Genomic DNA, 15,458 nt, shown 5'->3' with positions numbered 1-15,458 from the left:
GTCTATCCGGAAATCAGGTCGGGGAACGCCACCCTAACCCAAGACTCTTTTGCAGGGCTATGTAGTCCTTGATCAACTGACCGTCACTGTGAACCCGGTCCTGTTCGGCGCGGTAGCGGGTGCGTTCGGCGTCCAGCCAGTCGAGCACGCTACTGGTACCGGCGCGGTATCGCTGTTCGGTCAGGGTGGATGCGCGTACGGCGCTGGTTTCGACCCGGCCCAGGGTGCCCCTGCGCTGGCGTTCGTTACCGTAGCGGGCCAGTGCCACATCGGCATCGCGCAGGGCACCGAGCACGCTGCTGCGGTACCTGGCCAGGGCCTCGTCGCGTCCGGCTTCGGCCTGTTTGACCTGGGCCTGCACGCGGCCAAAGTCCAGCCAGTTCCACTGCAGATAGGGGACACCCAGGGCGCTGAGGTTGTCCTTGCGCAACAGATGGCCCGGCGCGCTGGCGCTGAAACTCAGGGAGCCGAACAGGCTGACCCTGGGAAATGCCGCCGCCTTGTGTTCTCCGATCTGCGCGGTGCTGGAGGCCAGCCGGCGTTCTGCAGCGCGGATGTCGGGGCGCTGTTGCAGCAACTGCGCCGGGTCACCGATATTGACCATGGCGGGCAGTGCCGGCAGCGCGGCTTCGGTGCCCAAACGGGTGTCCAGGGCGCCGGGCTCGAGACCGCTGAGCAAGGCCAGTTCGTCGAGGGATTCAATCACTTCCAGCTCCAGGGCGATGGACGCGGCACGGGTGGTTTCGACCTGGGTGGCGATGCGTTCACGGTCCAGTTCCGAGGCGGTTCCCTGGGCCAGGCGCTGCCCGGTAAAGTCCAGCAACTGGCGCTCAAGCTGTTCGGACTGGCGGGCGATGCGCAGCCGCTGTTGCTGGTCGCGCAGGCCGATATAGGCCTGGCCCACTTCAGCGGCCAGTTGCACATGGGCGTCGGCCAGATCCGCCTGTACGGCATCTGCTTCGGCACTGGCTGCTTCTACCGCGCGGCGGCTGGCGCCGAAAATATCCAGCTCCCAGCTGGCATCGAAACCGCTCAGGTACAGGTGGGTGGCGTCGGTCTGGCTGTCACCCGAGCCGGTGTAAAGCGCCGCTGCCGTGGCCGAGCTTTTGGGCATCTGGTTGCTGCGTTTTTCCGCCAGTCCGGCGCGGGCCTGGCGTAACCGCGCGGCGGCCGCTTGCAGATCGGGGCTGTGGCCCAGTGCACTGTCGATCAACTGGTTGAGCACCGGGTCATTGAGGTCGCGCCACCATTCGGCAACCTGTGGTGTTTGCGCCTGGGTGCCAACCACCTGACGGGTAAAGTCCCTGTCTTGCAGGTGGCTGTCGGGTGCCGCGTGATAGTCCGGGCCCAAGGTGCAGCCCACCAGCAACAACGGACCCAACAGGCTCAAGGGTTTGCAAGCGATCATGGTCAGTGTCCTGTGTTCAATGGCGTACCGGCAGGCGGTTTTTTTAGAAAGAGGGCGAGGGGCAGACACAAAAGCAAGGCGATGCCGAGCACGTAGAAGGTTTCGCTGTAGGTCATCACTTGCGCCTGAACCTGGATCTGCCCGGCCAGTTGACCCAGTGCCTGGAGCTGGGCATGGGCGAGATCGCCGTGCTCAGCGAAAAAGCCCTGGGCGGACGCTGCAAGCTGAGTGTGAGCTTCGACCGACTGTACGCTTACGGCATCGCGCAAGGTGGCGTCATGGAAGCTGCTGCGCCGCTCGATAAACGTCCCCAGCAGCGCCAGCCCCACCGAGCCGCCGAGGTTGCGCGCCATGTTGTAGATACCCGCAGCCTCACCCGCCTCGTGGGCCGGCACGCAGCTCATGGAGGCCTGATTGAGCGGCATCATCGCCATTACCTGGCCCAGGCCCAGCAGCAGTTGGGTGCGAGTGAAATTCTCGCCCACGCTGTCGGCGGTCAGCCCCATGGCCAACAGGCAACTGCTGGCCAGGCAACCGAGGCCAAGCATGACCATGATGCGGGTATCCACGCGGCCAAGCAGGCGTGGCAAAACAGGCATCATCAAAAACGCCGGCAAACCCGACATCAGCATCACCGCTCCGGATTGCTGAGCATTGAAACCGGCAATATTGCTCAGAAATTGCGGCAGTACAAAGGCCACGCAATACAGTCCGCAGCCCACCACAAATACAATCGCGATCACGCTGGCAAAGCGCGGATTGAGCAGGAGTTTCAGACGCACAATCGGCGTCTTCGACAGCCTCTGGGCAATCAGCAGCAAGGCGATCCCGGACACCGCCAGCAGGCTCAGGCCGATGATGTGCGAAGACTCGAACCAGCGCTCGCGATTGCCTTCTTCGAGTACCACGGTCATGGCGCTAAGGCCCACGGTCAGGCCGATAATCCCCAGCCAGTCGGCATTGATAAACGCTTGCCAGTTGCTCGGGCTTTTTTTCAGACCCTGACTGAGCATCACCAGCAGCAAGGCGCACACCGGAATGTTCAGAAAGAAACACCAGCGCCAGCTGAAGTTTTCGGTCAGGGTGCCGCCCAATACCGGGCCCAGCAGTGGCCCGAGCAGTACGATCAGGCCGAACATTGTCATGCCGATGGGCATTTGATGGCGAGGTAAGCGGGTGGCCACCAACACCTGCGCCGTGGGAATCATGGCCCCCCCGGCAAAGCCCTGGCCGAGCCGGCCAATGACCATCTGCGGCAAGGTTTCGCTAATGCCGCACAGGATCGAAAACAGACTGAACAGAATCGCGTTGCCGATCAGGAAATTGCGCAGCCCGAACACCCGTGTCAGCCAGGCGGTTAACGGGATCATGACAATTTCAGCCATCAGATAGCCGGTCGAGATCCATGTGCCTTCGGTGCCAGAGGCGCCAATCTGGCCCTGAATCTGAGGCAGGGCGGCGTTGGTGATGGAGATGTCCAGCGTGGCCATCAACGCGCCCAATGCGCCAGCAAAGACCACAATCCAGTCGCTGGTACTGGCGTTTGCCCGGGGCGGTTGCAGCGCTGCGGATGCAGCAACAGCACTAGCCACGATGGGTGTCGACGTCGACAGTGGCCGACAGCCCCGGCATCCACTCAATGCCTTTATCGGCAGAGGGGTTCAGGCGAATGCGCACCGGCACCCGCTGTACGATCTTGGTGAAGTTGCCGGTGGCGTTGTTGGACGGCAGCAGGGCGAACTGTGAGCCGGTACCGGGCGACAGGCTTTCAACCACACCCTCAAATTTTATCCCCGGCCAGGCATCGATATGCACCGCCACGGTCTGGCCGGGGTGCATGCGCTCGATCTGGGTTTCCTTGAAGTTGGCGGTCAGGTAGACCTCATCGAGGGGCACTATGGTCATCAGGCGCGTTCCGGGTTGCAGGTATTGGCCCACCCGCACCGAGCGGCTGCCGACGCGGCCGGCCAGGGAGCTGTAAACCACGGTGTCCTGTTCATCAAGCTTGCTTTGGCGGGTGCTGGCCTGGGCGCTGGCCAGTTGTGCACGGGCTTGTTCAATGGCGGCGCGCTGGGTGTGCAATTGGCGCTGGGCAACGTTCAGTGCCGCCGCCTGGGCAGCCCGCCTTGCGCTGGCCTGACGCAGGGCGTTGCGCAGCTCGGCCATGCGCTCCTGCGTCTCGGCGCCACTTTCGGCCAGGGGCGCGTAGCGTTTGACCTGGGCGGCGGCGTACTGCTCGTTGGCGCTTTCGCCTTCCAGCTGCGCCTGCACCTGGGCAATGGACGCGCCGTGCTGTTCAAGCTCGGCTTCGCCCCGGGCAATATCGGCCTCGGCTGCGCGAATGGCCGCTTCGGATTTTTCCCGCGCAGCCTGATAAGTCCGCACATCGAGGCGCACCAGCGGCTGGCCGACGCTGACGTTCTGGTTGTCGCTGACATACACCTCGCTCACCGTGCCTGCGATCTTGGCGGCTACGCTCAGGCTGTCGGCCTGCAGGTAGGCGTCGTTGGTGCTTTCGATAAAACGCCCCACATTCCACCAGTGTGCACCCCATATGGCAGCACCCAGCAGCGCGCCCAGGCCGAGAGCACCCAGCGCCAGGGTTTTACCAGGCTGGCGTTTGGGCCTGATCTTGATCGATGGGTCTAGGGCCTGATGTGCGGTCATGGTGCTCTCAATTGTTATCGGTTGTAACAATTATTGCGATCGGTAAAATTATGTCAATCGATATAAATTCAGGCACACTCCCGTCTTCATCGATCAAGGAGAAGCCCATGACCACGATTCACCGGCGCCGACCTGCCAGCGAAGGCGGCTATACGTGTGGGGATGAAACCAGTGCGCGGATTATCGAAGCGGCCCTCAACCTGTTTGGCGAGCGTGGCTACGAGGGCGCTTCGACCCGCGATATCGCCGAATTGGCGGGGGTTAATGCACCGGCGCTCAATTACTACTTCAAGAACAAGGAAGGGGTGTATAGCGCCTGCACCGAGTACATGGTGGAGCGGATCTGGGATTACCTGGCGCCGACCATCGAAGCGGCCCAGGCGCTGCTGGGCACGCGGCCGGACACCGAACAACTGATCGACACCTTCTGCGCCATCCAGAGCAAGATTGCCGAATTCATGCTGGTGTCCAACCGTACCAACAGCTGGCGCAAGTTCTATGCGCGGGAGCAGGCGGGGCTGGGCCCCAGCGCCGGTGAAGAAATGATCAGCCAGCGTATAGGCCAGCGCATTATCGGCGTGACCAGCGGAATCATTTCGCGGCTGATGGGCCCGGATGCCAGTGATGAAGAATGCATCCTGCGCTCCATGACCCTGACCGGGCAGTTACTGCCGTTTCACCTGACCCGCACCAGCTCGCTGAAGTCACTGGGCTGGGACACACTGACGGCCGAGCGTTACGCCATGCTGATGGGCATTGTGCGCGAGCAGACCGTGACCCTGTTGCGCGGGTTGGTGCGCTAAGACCTGCAACTGTGGGAGCGAGCCGGCTCGCGAACGCCCTTCGCGAGCAGGCTCGCTCCCACTGAGCCGGCTACGGGTTTTCATTTATCCCCGGCCCTTCCAAGGCACCAGTTTGCGCTCCAGCCAGCGCATGCCCAGATCGAACAGCAGGGCCAGCGCTCCGATCACCAGAATGCCCATGATCACCACATCAGTGGCCATGAACTTGGACGCCGTCAGCACCATAAAGCCCAGCCCGGCCGTGGCCGCGACCATTTCGGCAGCCACCAGGGTGGTCCAGCCAAAGCCGATGGCGATGCGCATGCCGGTCAGAATTTCCGGCAGGGCTGCCGGCATGATCACCTGCCTGAGCACTTGCCCGCGGCTGGCGCCCATCGAATAGGCCGCGTGGATCTGCTCAATGGCCACCGACTTGACCCCGGCCCGGGCACTGAGTGCCAGCGGGGCAAACATCGCCAGGTAGATCAGGAGGATTTTTGAGCCTTCACCGATACCCATCCAGATCACCACCAACGGCAGATAGGCCAGCGGCGGCAGCGGGCGGTAAAACTCCACCAGCGGGTCGAACACGCCTCGGGCCACCCGATTGACCCCCATCAAAATACCCACCGGGATTGCCGTCAGCACCGCCAGCGCAAACGCGCCAAACACCCGCAGGGCACTCCAGCCGATATGTGTCCACAGGCTGGCATCGGCAAACCCGTCGCGGCTGACATCCACGATCTGCGCCCATACCGCCTGGGGCGAGGGCAAAAACAGCGGCTTGATCCAACCGCCATTGGTGGCGAAAAACCACAAGGCGAACACGACACAAATCGTGCCCAGGCTCAGCCCCATACTGGAGCCGTTGCCCGGTGCGCCATATTGCTCGCCCGGCTTTGCCGGCGCGGCGCGGCGCAGTTCATGGAGGGTGCGCAGCACGGCATTGCGTTGTTTTTCGTCCAAAAGGCTCATTACGCTGCCTCCTCGTCACCGTGGATGATGCTCAGGATCTGCTCGCGCAGGGCGATGAAATCGGGGCTGGATTTTACGGCGCGAGCGTCGCGGCACTTGAGAAAGCGCTGGCCGAAATCCACCGAAAACTCGTGGGTGATACGCCCCGGGCGTGGCGACATGATGATCAGTCGGGTGGCCATAAACAGCGCTTCTTCGACGTCATGGGTGATAAAAAACATCATCTTTTGCGTGCGCTGCCAGATCTCCAGGATCAGTTCCTGCAAGCGTTCGCGGGTCAGGGCGTCCAGTGCGCCGAGGGGCTCGTCGAGCAGCAGCATCTTCGGGTCATTGGTCAGGGCGCGGGCAATCCCGACACGTTGCTGCATGCCGCCCGACAGCTGATAAGTGGCGTGATCGCGAAACTCCGCCAACCCGGTCAACTGCAAAAAATGCAGGGCACGTTCTTCGCGTTCGACCTTGGGGATACCGCGCAACTTGAGACCGAAGGCCACGTTGTCGATCACATTCAGCCACGGCAGCAGCGCATGTTTCTGGAACACCACACCGCGTTCTGCGCCGGGGCCGGTGACCTGGTCACGCAGCTCGGCGCCGTCGATGCGCTCGGGCACCTGGCCGTGATAGTCGCCCAGGGTAATTACCCCGCTGCTGGGCTGGATAAACCCGGCCATCAGGTTGAGCAGTGTGGTCTTGCCGCACCCTGAAGCACCCAGGGCGACGACAAAATCACCGGCGGCAATGTCCAGATTGACCCCGGACAGAGCCCTTACCGGCTGACCCTTTTGCTGCCCGGGGTAGAGCACCGACACATCATGAATTTTTAGGCTGAGGGGCATGGCGTGTTCCTCGTCAATTAACTTGATGCCCTGTGGGAGCGGGTTATTGGGCGTTTTGCACAAACGTCGGGTTGATCGCCGCGCTGTAGTCAGGCAGCAAGGCCGGGATTTTCTTTTGAGCTTTCAAGAACTCGGCGGTGGCGGCCAGTGCCTTGGCAGCGCCACCGCCCAGCCACGTCGGGCCGGCCTGTTCGCTGGCCAGCGGGAACTGGTACAGCGCCAGCACCGGTGGTACTTCTTCAGGTTTGGCCCCGGACTGCTTGGCCACGTTGATGACCTGCGGCGAGTCGGCGGTCCAGGATTTTGGCGCCTTGACGTAACCCGCGGTGCTGTCTTGCAGCACCTGGGTGAACGCCTGCATGCCGGGGCCGTTGGCGGCAGCGAATTGTTTATCTACCACCAGGCCGTCGAAGGTGGCCTTGCCCCAGTCGGTCAGTTGGCCCGAGGTCAACAGCACATGGCCGCTTTGCTTGAGACGGCCCAGGGCCGGATCCCAGATAAACGCCGCGTCGATATCACCGCGCTCCCAGGCTGCGGGGATATCCGAAGGTTGCAGGTTGATAACCTTGACCTTGCCGGTCAGGCCGAACTGCTCAAGGGCAAACAACGCGTGAAAGTGGGTGGTGGAGACAAAGGGTACGGCGAGGGTTTTGCCGGCCAGGTCCTGTGGCGCGACGATACCGCTGCCATTGCGTACCACCAGCGCCTCGGCATCGGCAATGTTGTCCAGAATCCAGAACAATTGCGCATCCACACCGCGGCTCACGGCGGCGGCAATCGGGCTGCTGCCGGCGACCCCGATCTGCACATCGCCCGAGGCCATGGCCATCATCACGTCGCCGCCGCTGTCGAAGTTGCGCCACTGGATATCCCAGCCGGTGGCTTGCTCGAACTGCTTTTGCGCGATGGCGTCTTTCCAGGGCGCAAACATGCTTTGCACGCCGATGGTCACGGTCTGAGCGTGGGCAGTGGCTACCAGGCTCAGAGCGGTAAGGGGCAACAAGACGGTGCGACGGATCCATTTGTTCAGGGGCTTGAGCATGGTGAGACTCCGGGCTGGGGGATGTCTGTGTTTTTGTCAGCCCGATCTTAGGCGCTGGCTCGGCGCTTGCTTTAGATCCAGTTGCTGCAAGCTGTGGTGCCAGAGGTCGTTGCAGGCCTTGTGTGGCAAGGGTTGTAGCGCATTGGGTGCGCCATGACGGGGCGCCGGGCCAGGAGCTTGAACCATGTTGGAGCGTTATTTTCGACCCTTCGAAGCTGGCCGGGGCTTACAGGAGCAACTGCGCGAGAGCTTGCTCAGCGCGATTCTGGACGGTGCCATGCCGCCCGGTGAGCCGATGCCGTCATCGCGCAAGCTATGTGAGCTGCTCAACGTGTCGCGTAATACTGTGGTGCTGGTGTATGAGCAGTTGGTGCAGGATGGTTATCTGATCCCATCGGACCGGCGCGGTTTCTTTATCAACGAGAAGTACCTGCGCCAGCAGCTCAATGTCAGCCTCAAACCCGCCACGCAAAAAATCTTCGAGCGCCCCGACCATGCACCGGACTGGGAGGCGCGCCTGCAAAGCAGTTCGTCGCAGTTGCGGGCCATTGTCAAGCCGCGCAACTGGCGTGAGTATCGCTACCCGTTCATCTATGGTCAGGTCGAGGCGGATGAGCAAACCGCTGCCCGCTGGCGCGACTGTTCGCGCATCGCCAGCACCGGCGCACATATGCGCAGTTGGGTCGATGATCAAGTGATGCTCGACGATCCGTTGTTGGTCGAACAGATTGTCCAGCGTGTGTTGCCCAAACGCGGGATCAGCGTGTCGACGCAGGAAGTGATGATCACCATCGGCACGCAGAATTCGCTGTATATGCTCGCCCGGCTGCTGGGCCGCCCGGGGCTGGTGATGGGGCTGGAGGATCCGGGCTATGTGGACGCGCGCAATATTTTCAGCCTGAGTGGCTGCGCGTTGAAACCGCTGCGCATTGATCGCCAGGGGCTGGTGGTCAATGAGCAACTGGCCGACTGCGAGATGGTGTTTTGCACGCCCAGCCATCAGTCGCCCACTGGCGTGACCATGCCGCTGTACCGACGCCTGGAGCTGATGGCCAGTGCCCGTGAAAATGACTTGTTGATCATTGAGGACGACTACGAAAACGAACAGAATTTTTTGGGCAGCAACCATCCGGCTTTGAAGAGTTTTGATGACAGCGGACGGGTGATCTATCTGGGCAGCTTGACCAAAAGCCTGCTGCCGGGGGTACGGTTGGGATTTATTGCCGCGGATGCCGAGCTGATCCATGAACTGCGGGCGCTGCGCCGTTACATCTACCGGCATCCGCCGTCGAACAACCAGCGTACGTTGGCGCTGTTTTTATCGATGGGCCATTACGATGCCCATGCCCGGCGGTTGCGCGATCGGCTGGCGCGCAAGTGGCGGGTGATCAGCCGGGCCATGGCCGAGCATTTGCCGCAACTCAATGCCAGCGGCATGGCGGGGGGCTCGTCGCTGTGGGTCAGTTGCCCGCCGGATGTGGATGCCTGGGTGTTGCAGCGGCTGGTGGCCAGGCGTGGTGTGTTGATTGAGCCGGGGGATATTCATTATTTGAGCGAGCCGCGCCCGCTCAACTGCTTTCGGCTGGGCTTCGGGGCGATTGCCGAAGAACTGATCGAGCCGGGGATTGCGGCGCTGGGTGAGGCGTGGCGCGAGCTGAAAGCCCCTCACCCCAGCCCTCTCCCAGAGGGAGAGGGCGCTTGATGGGGGGAGATCTCGCAGCCGCGTGCGGTCAGTTCTGCCTTTGCTTTTAGTCCCCTCTCCCTCTGGGAGAGGGCTAGGGTGAGGGACTTGCTTTAGCCTTACAAAACCTCCCGCCCCAACGTCTCTCTCAACACTTCAAACATCGCATCCAAATCCGCCCGGCCAGTCACCAGCGCCGGGGCAAAGATGATCGCATCCCCGGTCGTTTTAACATGCAGCCCGGCGTCATACAGCGCCCTCTGCACCCGCGCACCTTTGGCTCCCGGCGCATCCCCCGGCGTCAGCTGTATTCCGCTGAGCAACCCATAACCGCGCAAGTCGCTGACTTGTGGCAGGCCTTGCAACCCGCTCAGGCACTCCAGAAAATACGGCGCCAGTTGCGCGCCCTTGGCAAACAAATCCTCATCCCGGTAAATATCCAGCGAAGCCAGCGCCGCCGCACAGGCCACCGGGTGCCCGGAGTAGGTATAACCGTGGAACAGTTCCGGGCCGCCACCTTTGCTGGCATTGATCACTGTGTCGTAAACCGCCTCGTCCACCGCCACGGCACCCATCGGGATTGCGCCATTGGTCAGGGCCTTGGCCAGGGTGATGAGGTCCGGCTTCACCTCAAAGCTCTGTGCTGCAAACGCCTGGCCGGTGCGGCCAAAACCTGTGATGACTTCATCGAACACCAGCAAGATCCCATGTTTGTCACAGATGTCGCGCAGGCGCTTGAGGTAGCCCACAGGCGGCACATACACGCCGATGGAACCGGCAATCGGCTCCACAAAGCAGGCAGCAATGCTGTCGCCGCCATGCATGGCGATGATCCGCTCCAGGTCGCTGGCCAGGTCGGCGCCCTGCTGCGGTTCGCCCAACTGAAAGCGCTGCTCCTCTTGCCAGGTGTGACGCATATGGCTGACGTGGGGCAGGCCGCCGGTGGCGAAGGCCTGGCGGTTGCGCATCATCCCCGACAGGGCCACGCCGCCAAAGTTGACGCCGTGATAAGCCCACTCGCGGGACACAAACCGGGTGCGCTGGGCTTCGCCGCGGGCACGGTGATAGGCCAGGGCAATTTTCATCGCGCTGTCCACCGACTCGGAGCCGGAGTTGGTGAAAAACAGTTTGTTCAGGCCAGCAGGCAACAAGTCGCTCAAGCGTTCCGCCAGCTCGAAAGACAACGGCGAAGCCCGTTGAAAGTGCGGGGTGAAATCCAGGGTCAGCAATTGCTTGCACACCGCCTCGGCGATCTCGGTACGGCCATGGCCGGCAGCGCTGCAAAACAACCCGGAGCTGCCATCGAGCAGTTCGCGGCCCTCGGCATTCCAGTAACGAACGCCCTCGGCGCGGACGAACAACTGCGGTGCGCGGTGAAACTCACGGTTGTCGGTAAAAGGCATCCATTGGTGGTTCAGATTCGTCGCCATGCATGTCACTCCTGAGGGTCGGTCCGGTGCGGCCAGTTGCTCGCAGACTAGTCACGGCCGGGGGCAATCCTTAGATCCAGATGGGGTTTTCGATAGGGCCAGTTCTGGCCCCATCGAAAGCCCCGACTGGATCTAAGCCCCGGGGCGCGCGGCTGACTACAGTGGCGCCATTGAGCACCCTGGAGCAGCGTATGAACCCTGAAGCAAGTTGGGCCCTGAGTGCGCTGTGCGTACTGGTGGCGGCTGTGGTGCGCGGGCTCACGGGGTTTGGTTTTGCGGCCATTGCCGTGGTCGGGCTGGCGATGCTCGGGTCGCTGCAACAGGCGGTGCCGCTGGTGCTGTTTCTGGAGGTGGGGTCCAGCGTGATGCTGTTGCGCAGTGCCTGGCACGAGGCGCATTACCCGCTGCTCAAACGCCTGCTGCTGGCGGCCGCGTGTGGAGTGCCGTGCGGTATCTGGTTGCTGACGGGTATCGACAGCGGTGGGCTGACAGTGGGGGTCTACCTGTTGGTGGGGCTACTGGCGATTCTGGGTCTGGCGCGTATTCGCCTGCCGATGGGCGAGGGTCGCGTCGGTGCCTGGCTGGTGGGGGGCAGCAGCGGGGCGTTGATCGCCGCATTCAGTATTGGCGGGCCGTTGGTGGTGGCGTGGCTCAGCCATTGCGGGCTGCGGGCCCGGGCGTTGCGAGCGACGCTGATCATGTTCTTTTTTGCCGTCGATCTTGCGGCGCTGGCCGGGCTGGCGGTGGCTTTGGCCATCCCCCCCGGCACAGGCCGGCAGGCATTGCTGATGCTGCCTGCGCTGCTGTTGGGGCTGTGGCTGGGGCAACAATTGTTCGCGCGTATCCAGGCCGAACAGGCCGCCCGTTTTACCCAATGGCTATTGCTGGTGCTGGCAGGCGTTGGTCTGCTGGGCCGGTCGTGGTCCTGATCGATCCCAAGGAGCTGTCTATGATGCCGACTGTTTTTATTACCGGTGCCACGTCCGGTTTTGGCGAAGCCTGTGCCCGTCGTTTTGCTGCCGCAGGCTGGTCGCTGGTGCTTACCGGTCGCCGGGCCGAGCGCCTGCATGCACTGGCTGACGAGCTGTGTGCGCAAGCCAGAATCTTGCCGCTGGTGGTGGACGTGCGTGACCGTGTCGCGATGGAGCAGGCCATTGAACATCTGCCTGCGGAATTCAGCAGGTTACGCGGGCTGATCAATAATGCCGGGCTGGCATTAGGCACCGCGCCAGCCCCCGAGTGCTCGCTGGATGACTGGGAGATCATGGTCGACACCAATATCAAGGGCCTGCTGTACAGCACGCGCTTGCTGCTGCCACGGTTGATCGCTCACGGTGCCGGGGCAGGCATCGTCAATCTGGGGTCTATTGCCGGTAACTGGCCGTACCCTGGCAGTCATGTGTATGGCGCGAGCAAAGCCTTTGTGCGGCAGTTCTCATTGAACCTGCGCTGTGACCTGCAGGGTACCGGCGTGCGCGTCACCAACCTTGAACCTGGCCTGTGCGAGAGCGAGTTTTCGCTGGTGCGCTTTGCCGGGGACAAGGCCAAATATGATTCGGTCTACGCCGGCGCCCAGGCGATTCAGCCAGCGGACATAGCCGAAACGATTTTCTGGATTCTCAACCAGCCGGCGCACATCAATATCAACAGCCTTGAGTTGATGCCTGTGAGCCAGTCGTGGAACAACTTTGCGATTGAGCGGGCTTGAGCCCGGCTTTCCAGGGCGTGTACTCGACGCGATAAAACGCGCTGCTCATGCCCTGGGTGTTGGGCACAAAGCCCGGCATGGCGCTCAAGTCCAGTTGCTTGCAGCGCTGAACCAGTCCTGCAAGCAACCCATCGTCATGCCTGAACTCAGAAGGGCGCATGGCGTGCGGATCAAGGCTGGCGGCACATTCGCGCACCTGGCCGGTGCTGTCAGTCATCATCATCAGCGTGGCGACACCAATGCTGTCGATGGGCATCGGCGCGAGCAGTTGCTTGAACAAAAAGTCGTTTTGCGCCTTGTCCTGCAAGGCCGCATCGCGCCGTGCCCGGGTCTCGGGGGAAAGCCCAACCAATGGATACACCAGAACTGGCGCCACGACACTTGCCGTCTTGCTCTTGGGGTCGATCAGTGACGAGGGCAGCTCGGGGAACACCGCTGTCCAGCAGATAGACCGCAGGTCCAGGGCCAGCTTGCGATTGTAGGGGTAAACCCTGGCATCCACTTTCTTGTTGGGTTGAGTGCCGCAGCCAATGATGCGGTTCTTGTCATCGAGGGTCAGCATCAGATTGAAACTGCCATCGCGCCCTTGGGCATTAGCCAGGTCGCCCTCACGGGCGAGCACACTGCTGATCAGTTTTTCATACACACCGCGTTGTACCGCCTGCTCCTTTTCCTGGGCTTGGGTGAGCTTGGGCGGGCTATCGGGGTCAATGGTCGCTGACTGGCAACCTGCAAGCAGCACCGCTGTCAGGGCGAGGGGGAAAGAGGGTTTGAACATGACGATCCTTGTGCGAGAGGCTAGCCGGTGAAGTCCTTGCCGTTTTTTAAACGGCGGGCAGTTTATCGCATTCAAGGTGTTTATTGCAGTTGGGTTGTATTCGCGTTAGCGCAGGGGCTGCGCTTTACCACACAGCGCAACAGCCCCCTACTTTAACCTTGCGGATGCCAGCCCAACTGACTTGAAACCTGCTGCGAGGCTTCCATCAGTTGTTTGACGTAGTCCTGTTTCAGTTCCTCACGAAAGCGAAAGCACGGGAAGGATACGCTCATGCCGCCAATCACATGGCCGAAACGGTCGCGGATGGGGGCTGATAAACAACGCATGTTGTCTTCAAATTCTTCATGGTCTTCGCCATAACCCTGCTGGCGTACCACAGCCAGTTCCTGCAGGTATTCGTCGATGCTGGTGAGGGTGTTGGCGGTACGCCGCTCGAAGCTCTCTTCGCGCAAATGTGCCAGCAACTCATCCTCTTTCAGCCAGGCCATCAGCACCTTTCCGATGCCGGTGCAGTACAGCGGCGCCCGACGGCCGATACGCGAATACATGCGCAGGTTGTATTTGGAGTCGATCTTGTGCACGTAGACGATGCTGCCTTCGTCGAGGATGCCCAGGTGCACGGTTTCCCCGGTCAGTTCGTTGATCCGGCGCATCCCCGGCTCGGCTTCGCGCACGATATCCAGATGGGGCAGGGCCTGGGCACCCAGTTCGAACAACCGCACGCTCAGGCGGTAGCGGTCTTCAGCATCCTGAACCACATAACCACGGGCCTTGAGCGACTGCAAAAAGCGATAGACCGTACTTTTTGACATATCCAGTTTTTGCGCGATTTCGGACACGCCACTCTCTTCCGGGTGCTCGGCCAGCGCTTCAAGCACGGCCATGGTGCGGCCGACTGCAGAGACCAGTTCATTGTTCTGGGTGGTGCTGTTGTCCATGAAGGCTCCAACGCAAATGAAAAAAACAAGGATATACCGTAGGGAAACGAAACGCTGTTTCATTTTTCTTGACGGTGCGGGGATTTTGATTAAACTCGCCCTCAAACAATGAAATGAAACGCCGTTCCGAAAATAATAATCAGCTCGATGCAAGGACACGATCCGTGCCTGTATCGACGCCAAGCGACCCATAAAAACAAGGCGCGAAGTGATGACGGTAACCCTCGGGCATTGCCCACAGGCCGATTTGCCCCACCCCCGACGAGTCGCTCTGGTGGGCGAGTGCATGATTGAGATGCGCGGTCTGCCAGGAGCGCTTTTCAGCCAGACCTTTGGCGGCGATACGCTCAATGCAGCGGTCTATCTGTCACGTCTGGGGGCTGGCAACGGTATTGTTGCCGACTATGTAACCGCCATCGGCGCAGACGCTTTCAGCGTTGCCATGCGCCAGCTCTGGCGTGATGAGGGTGTCGGCGATCAGCATGTGCGAGTGATCAAGGACGCGCTGCCCGGTTTGTATTTCATCCAGACCGATGACCAGGGTGAGCGCCGCTTTGCCTACTGGCGCGGAGAAGCCGCCGCCCGACGGGTTTTCGACGGACCAGAAGCCGACGACGTACTGCGCGCCCTGGCCGACTACGACTATGTGTACCTGAGCGGCATCAGCCTGGCGATCCTCACCGCCGGCGGCCGCGAGCGCCTGATGCTGGCCCTGGGCCAAGCGCGCCAGAGCGGCACGCGCATTGTCTTTGACAACAACTACCGCCCACACCTGTGGCCAGATGCGTCTTCTGCACGCAAGGCGTACAGCGACATGCTGCGCCTGACCGATCTGGCGCTGATCACCTGGGAAGACGATGCTGCGTTGTTCGGCTATGCCGATCCCGAAGCCCTGTTTGGCGCCTATGCCCGGTTTGGTGTGGGCGAAGTGGCTCTCAAGCGTGGTCCGGCTTCGTGCCTTATCCAGTGCCCGACCGGGCGTTTCGAGGTGCCCGCCGAACAGGTGCGGCAGATCGTCGATACCACGGCGGCAGGTGACTCTTTCAGTGCTGCGTACCTTGCCTGCCGCTTGCAAGGCGGTGAGCCGCAACAGGCTGCGCGCTGGGGGCACACGCTGGCCGCAGAAGTGGTGCAGCATCCCGGCGCGCTGATTCCCGCAGCGGCCATGCCAAGCCTGAACATGCCTGTATTTTCTTCTGTCGCCGAGGCCTGA

14 protein-coding genes are annotated in these 15,458 nt (G+C 61.7%); 5 read left to right on the top strand and 9 right to left on the bottom strand.

The genetic code is table 11. From position 1 onward, the window contains the following. Nucleotides 1-13 precede the first annotated feature (13 nt). From EQV96_RS12165 to EQV96_RS12155, 3 genes are read right to left on the bottom strand one after another with little or no spacing between them, the layout of a single operon-like run. Nucleotides 14-1,408: a TolC family protein gene (locus EQV96_RS12165; RefSeq protein ID WP_095020355.1), complete on the bottom strand. Its 1,395-nt coding sequence runs from the start codon at nt 1,406-1,408 to the stop codon at nt 14-16. A 2-nt stretch (nt 1,409-1,410) separates the two neighbouring features. After that, nucleotides 1,411-3,000 (bottom strand): MDR family MFS transporter, encoded by a 1,590-nt coding sequence (locus EQV96_RS12160; protein ID WP_240882073.1) that lies wholly within the window; start codon nt 2,998-3,000, stop codon nt 1,411-1,413. Beyond that, on the bottom strand, nt 2,993-4,075 hold the full coding sequence (locus EQV96_RS12155; RefSeq protein WP_095018314.1) for an HlyD family secretion protein: 1,083 nt from the start codon (nt 4,073-4,075) through the stop codon (nt 2,993-2,995). The genes EQV96_RS12160 and EQV96_RS12155 overlap by 8 nt, the downstream gene beginning before the upstream one ends. A 107-nt stretch (nt 4,076-4,182) precedes the next feature. Here EQV96_RS12155 and EQV96_RS12150 point away from each other — a divergent pair, with 107 nt between their 5' ends. Further along, nucleotides 4,183-4,878, top strand: a complete 696-nt coding sequence (locus tag EQV96_RS12150) for a CerR family C-terminal domain-containing protein (protein ID WP_095001503.1) — start codon at nt 4,183-4,185, stop codon at nt 4,876-4,878. Nucleotides 4,879-4,962: 84 nt separating this feature from the next. On the opposite strand, the gene EQV96_RS12145 is transcribed toward EQV96_RS12150, so the two are convergent. From EQV96_RS12145 to tauA, 3 genes are read right to left on the bottom strand one after another with little or no spacing between them, the layout of a single operon-like run. Next, nucleotides 4,963-5,832 (bottom strand): ABC transporter permease subunit, encoded by an 870-nt coding sequence (locus EQV96_RS12145; RefSeq protein ID WP_095020356.1) that lies wholly within the window; start codon nt 5,830-5,832, stop codon nt 4,963-4,965. Then, on the bottom strand, nt 5,832-6,668 hold the full coding sequence (locus tag EQV96_RS12140) for a taurine ABC transporter ATP-binding protein (protein WP_095001501.1): 837 nt from the start codon (nt 6,666-6,668) through the stop codon (nt 5,832-5,834). The genes EQV96_RS12145 and EQV96_RS12140 overlap by 1 nt, the downstream gene beginning before the upstream one ends. 43 nt (nt 6,669-6,711) lie before the next feature. Then, a complete protein-coding gene (tauA, locus tag EQV96_RS12135; protein WP_095001500.1) occupies nt 6,712-7,710 on the bottom strand; it encodes a taurine ABC transporter substrate-binding protein in 999 nt (332 codons plus the stop codon). 184 nt (nt 7,711-7,894) lie between these two features. Between tauA and EQV96_RS12130 the strand changes: the two genes are divergently transcribed. Then, on the top strand, nt 7,895-9,412 hold the full coding sequence (locus tag EQV96_RS12130) for a PLP-dependent aminotransferase family protein (RefSeq protein ID WP_240882072.1): 1,518 nt from the start codon (nt 7,895-7,897) through the stop codon (nt 9,410-9,412). A 98-nt stretch (nt 9,413-9,510) separates the two neighbouring features. Here EQV96_RS12130 and EQV96_RS12125 read toward each other — a convergent pair whose 3' ends face one another. Further along, a complete protein-coding gene (locus EQV96_RS12125) occupies nt 9,511-10,821 on the bottom strand; it encodes an aminotransferase class III-fold pyridoxal phosphate-dependent enzyme (RefSeq protein WP_240882071.1) in 1,311 nt (436 codons plus the stop codon). Between the two features lie 191 nt (nt 10,822-11,012). On the opposite strand from EQV96_RS12125, the gene EQV96_RS12120 reads away from it, so the two are divergent. Together EQV96_RS12120 and EQV96_RS12115 are read left to right on the top strand one after the other, a co-directional pair. Continuing rightward, nucleotides 11,013-11,750 (top strand): sulfite exporter TauE/SafE family protein, encoded by a 738-nt coding sequence (locus tag EQV96_RS12120; RefSeq protein WP_240882070.1) that lies wholly within the window; start codon nt 11,013-11,015, stop codon nt 11,748-11,750. 20 nt (nt 11,751-11,770) lie between these two features. Beyond that, entirely contained in the window at nt 11,771-12,529 is a 759-nt protein-coding gene (locus EQV96_RS12115; protein WP_095020360.1) for an SDR family oxidoreductase, read from the top strand. Here the strand turns inward: EQV96_RS12115 and EQV96_RS12110 are convergent. Next, nucleotides 12,465-13,307: a hypothetical protein gene (locus EQV96_RS12110; RefSeq protein WP_095020361.1), complete on the bottom strand. Its 843-nt coding sequence runs from the start codon at nt 13,305-13,307 to the stop codon at nt 12,465-12,467. The genes EQV96_RS12115 and EQV96_RS12110 overlap by 65 nt on opposite strands. A gap of 152 nt (nt 13,308-13,459) precedes the next feature. Beyond that, on the bottom strand, nt 13,460-14,245 hold the full coding sequence (kdgR, locus tag EQV96_RS12105; RefSeq protein WP_095018322.1) for a DNA-binding transcriptional regulator KdgR: 786 nt from the start codon (nt 14,243-14,245) through the stop codon (nt 13,460-13,462). A 211-nt stretch (nt 14,246-14,456) separates the two neighbouring features. Between kdgR and EQV96_RS12100 the strand changes: the two genes are divergently transcribed. After that, nucleotides 14,457-15,458 carry a sugar kinase gene (locus EQV96_RS12100; RefSeq protein ID WP_095024023.1) on the top strand — a complete coding sequence of 334 codons (1,002 nt, stop codon included), beginning with the start codon at nt 14,457-14,459 and terminating at the stop codon, nt 15,456-15,458.

It is taken from the genome of Pseudomonas sp. TMW22080, from assembly GCF_022496745.1.
Lineage (GTDB): Bacteria > Pseudomonadota > Gammaproteobacteria > Pseudomonadales > Pseudomonadaceae > Aquipseudomonas > Aquipseudomonas bubulae.
The sequence above is the reverse complement of the archived record's forward strand: the minus strand, read 5'-3'. Positions and strand labels throughout refer to the sequence as shown.

Coding starts and splice junctions, on each gene's coding strand:
- EQV96_RS12165 (WP_095020355.1), bottom strand. CDS start 1,408: ATGATCGCTTGCAAACCCTTGAGCCTGTTGGGTCCGTTGTTGCTGGTG.
- EQV96_RS12155 (WP_095018314.1), bottom strand. CDS start 4,075: ATGACCGCACATCAGGCCCTAGACCCATCGATCAAGATCAGGCCCAAA.
- EQV96_RS12150 (WP_095001503.1), top strand. CDS start 4,183: ATGACCACGATTCACCGGCGCCGACCTGCCAGCGAAGGCGGCTATACG.
- EQV96_RS12145 (WP_095020356.1), bottom strand. CDS start 5,832: ATGAGCCTTTTGGACGAAAAACAACGCAATGCCGTGCTGCGCACCCTC.
- EQV96_RS12140 (WP_095001501.1), bottom strand. CDS start 6,668: ATGCCCCTCAGCCTAAAAATTCATGATGTGTCGGTGCTCTACCCCGGG.
- tauA (WP_095001500.1), bottom strand. CDS start 7,710: ATGCTCAAGCCCCTGAACAAATGGATCCGTCGCACCGTCTTGTTGCCC.
- EQV96_RS12130 (WP_240882072.1), top strand. CDS start 7,895: ATGTTGGAGCGTTATTTTCGACCCTTCGAAGCTGGCCGGGGCTTACAG.
- EQV96_RS12125 (WP_240882071.1), bottom strand. CDS start 10,821: ATGGCGACGAATCTGAACCACCAATGGATGCCTTTTACCGACAACCGT.
- EQV96_RS12120 (WP_240882070.1), top strand. CDS start 11,013: ATGAACCCTGAAGCAAGTTGGGCCCTGAGTGCGCTGTGCGTACTGGTG.
- EQV96_RS12115 (WP_095020360.1), top strand. CDS start 11,771: ATGATGCCGACTGTTTTTATTACCGGTGCCACGTCCGGTTTTGGCGAA.
- EQV96_RS12110 (WP_095020361.1), bottom strand. CDS start 13,307: ATGTTCAAACCCTCTTTCCCCCTCGCCCTGACAGCGGTGCTGCTTGCA.
- kdgR (WP_095018322.1), bottom strand. CDS start 14,245: ATGGACAACAGCACCACCCAGAACAATGAACTGGTCTCTGCAGTCGGC.
- EQV96_RS12100 (WP_095024023.1), top strand. CDS start 14,457: ATGACGGTAACCCTCGGGCATTGCCCACAGGCCGATTTGCCCCACCCC.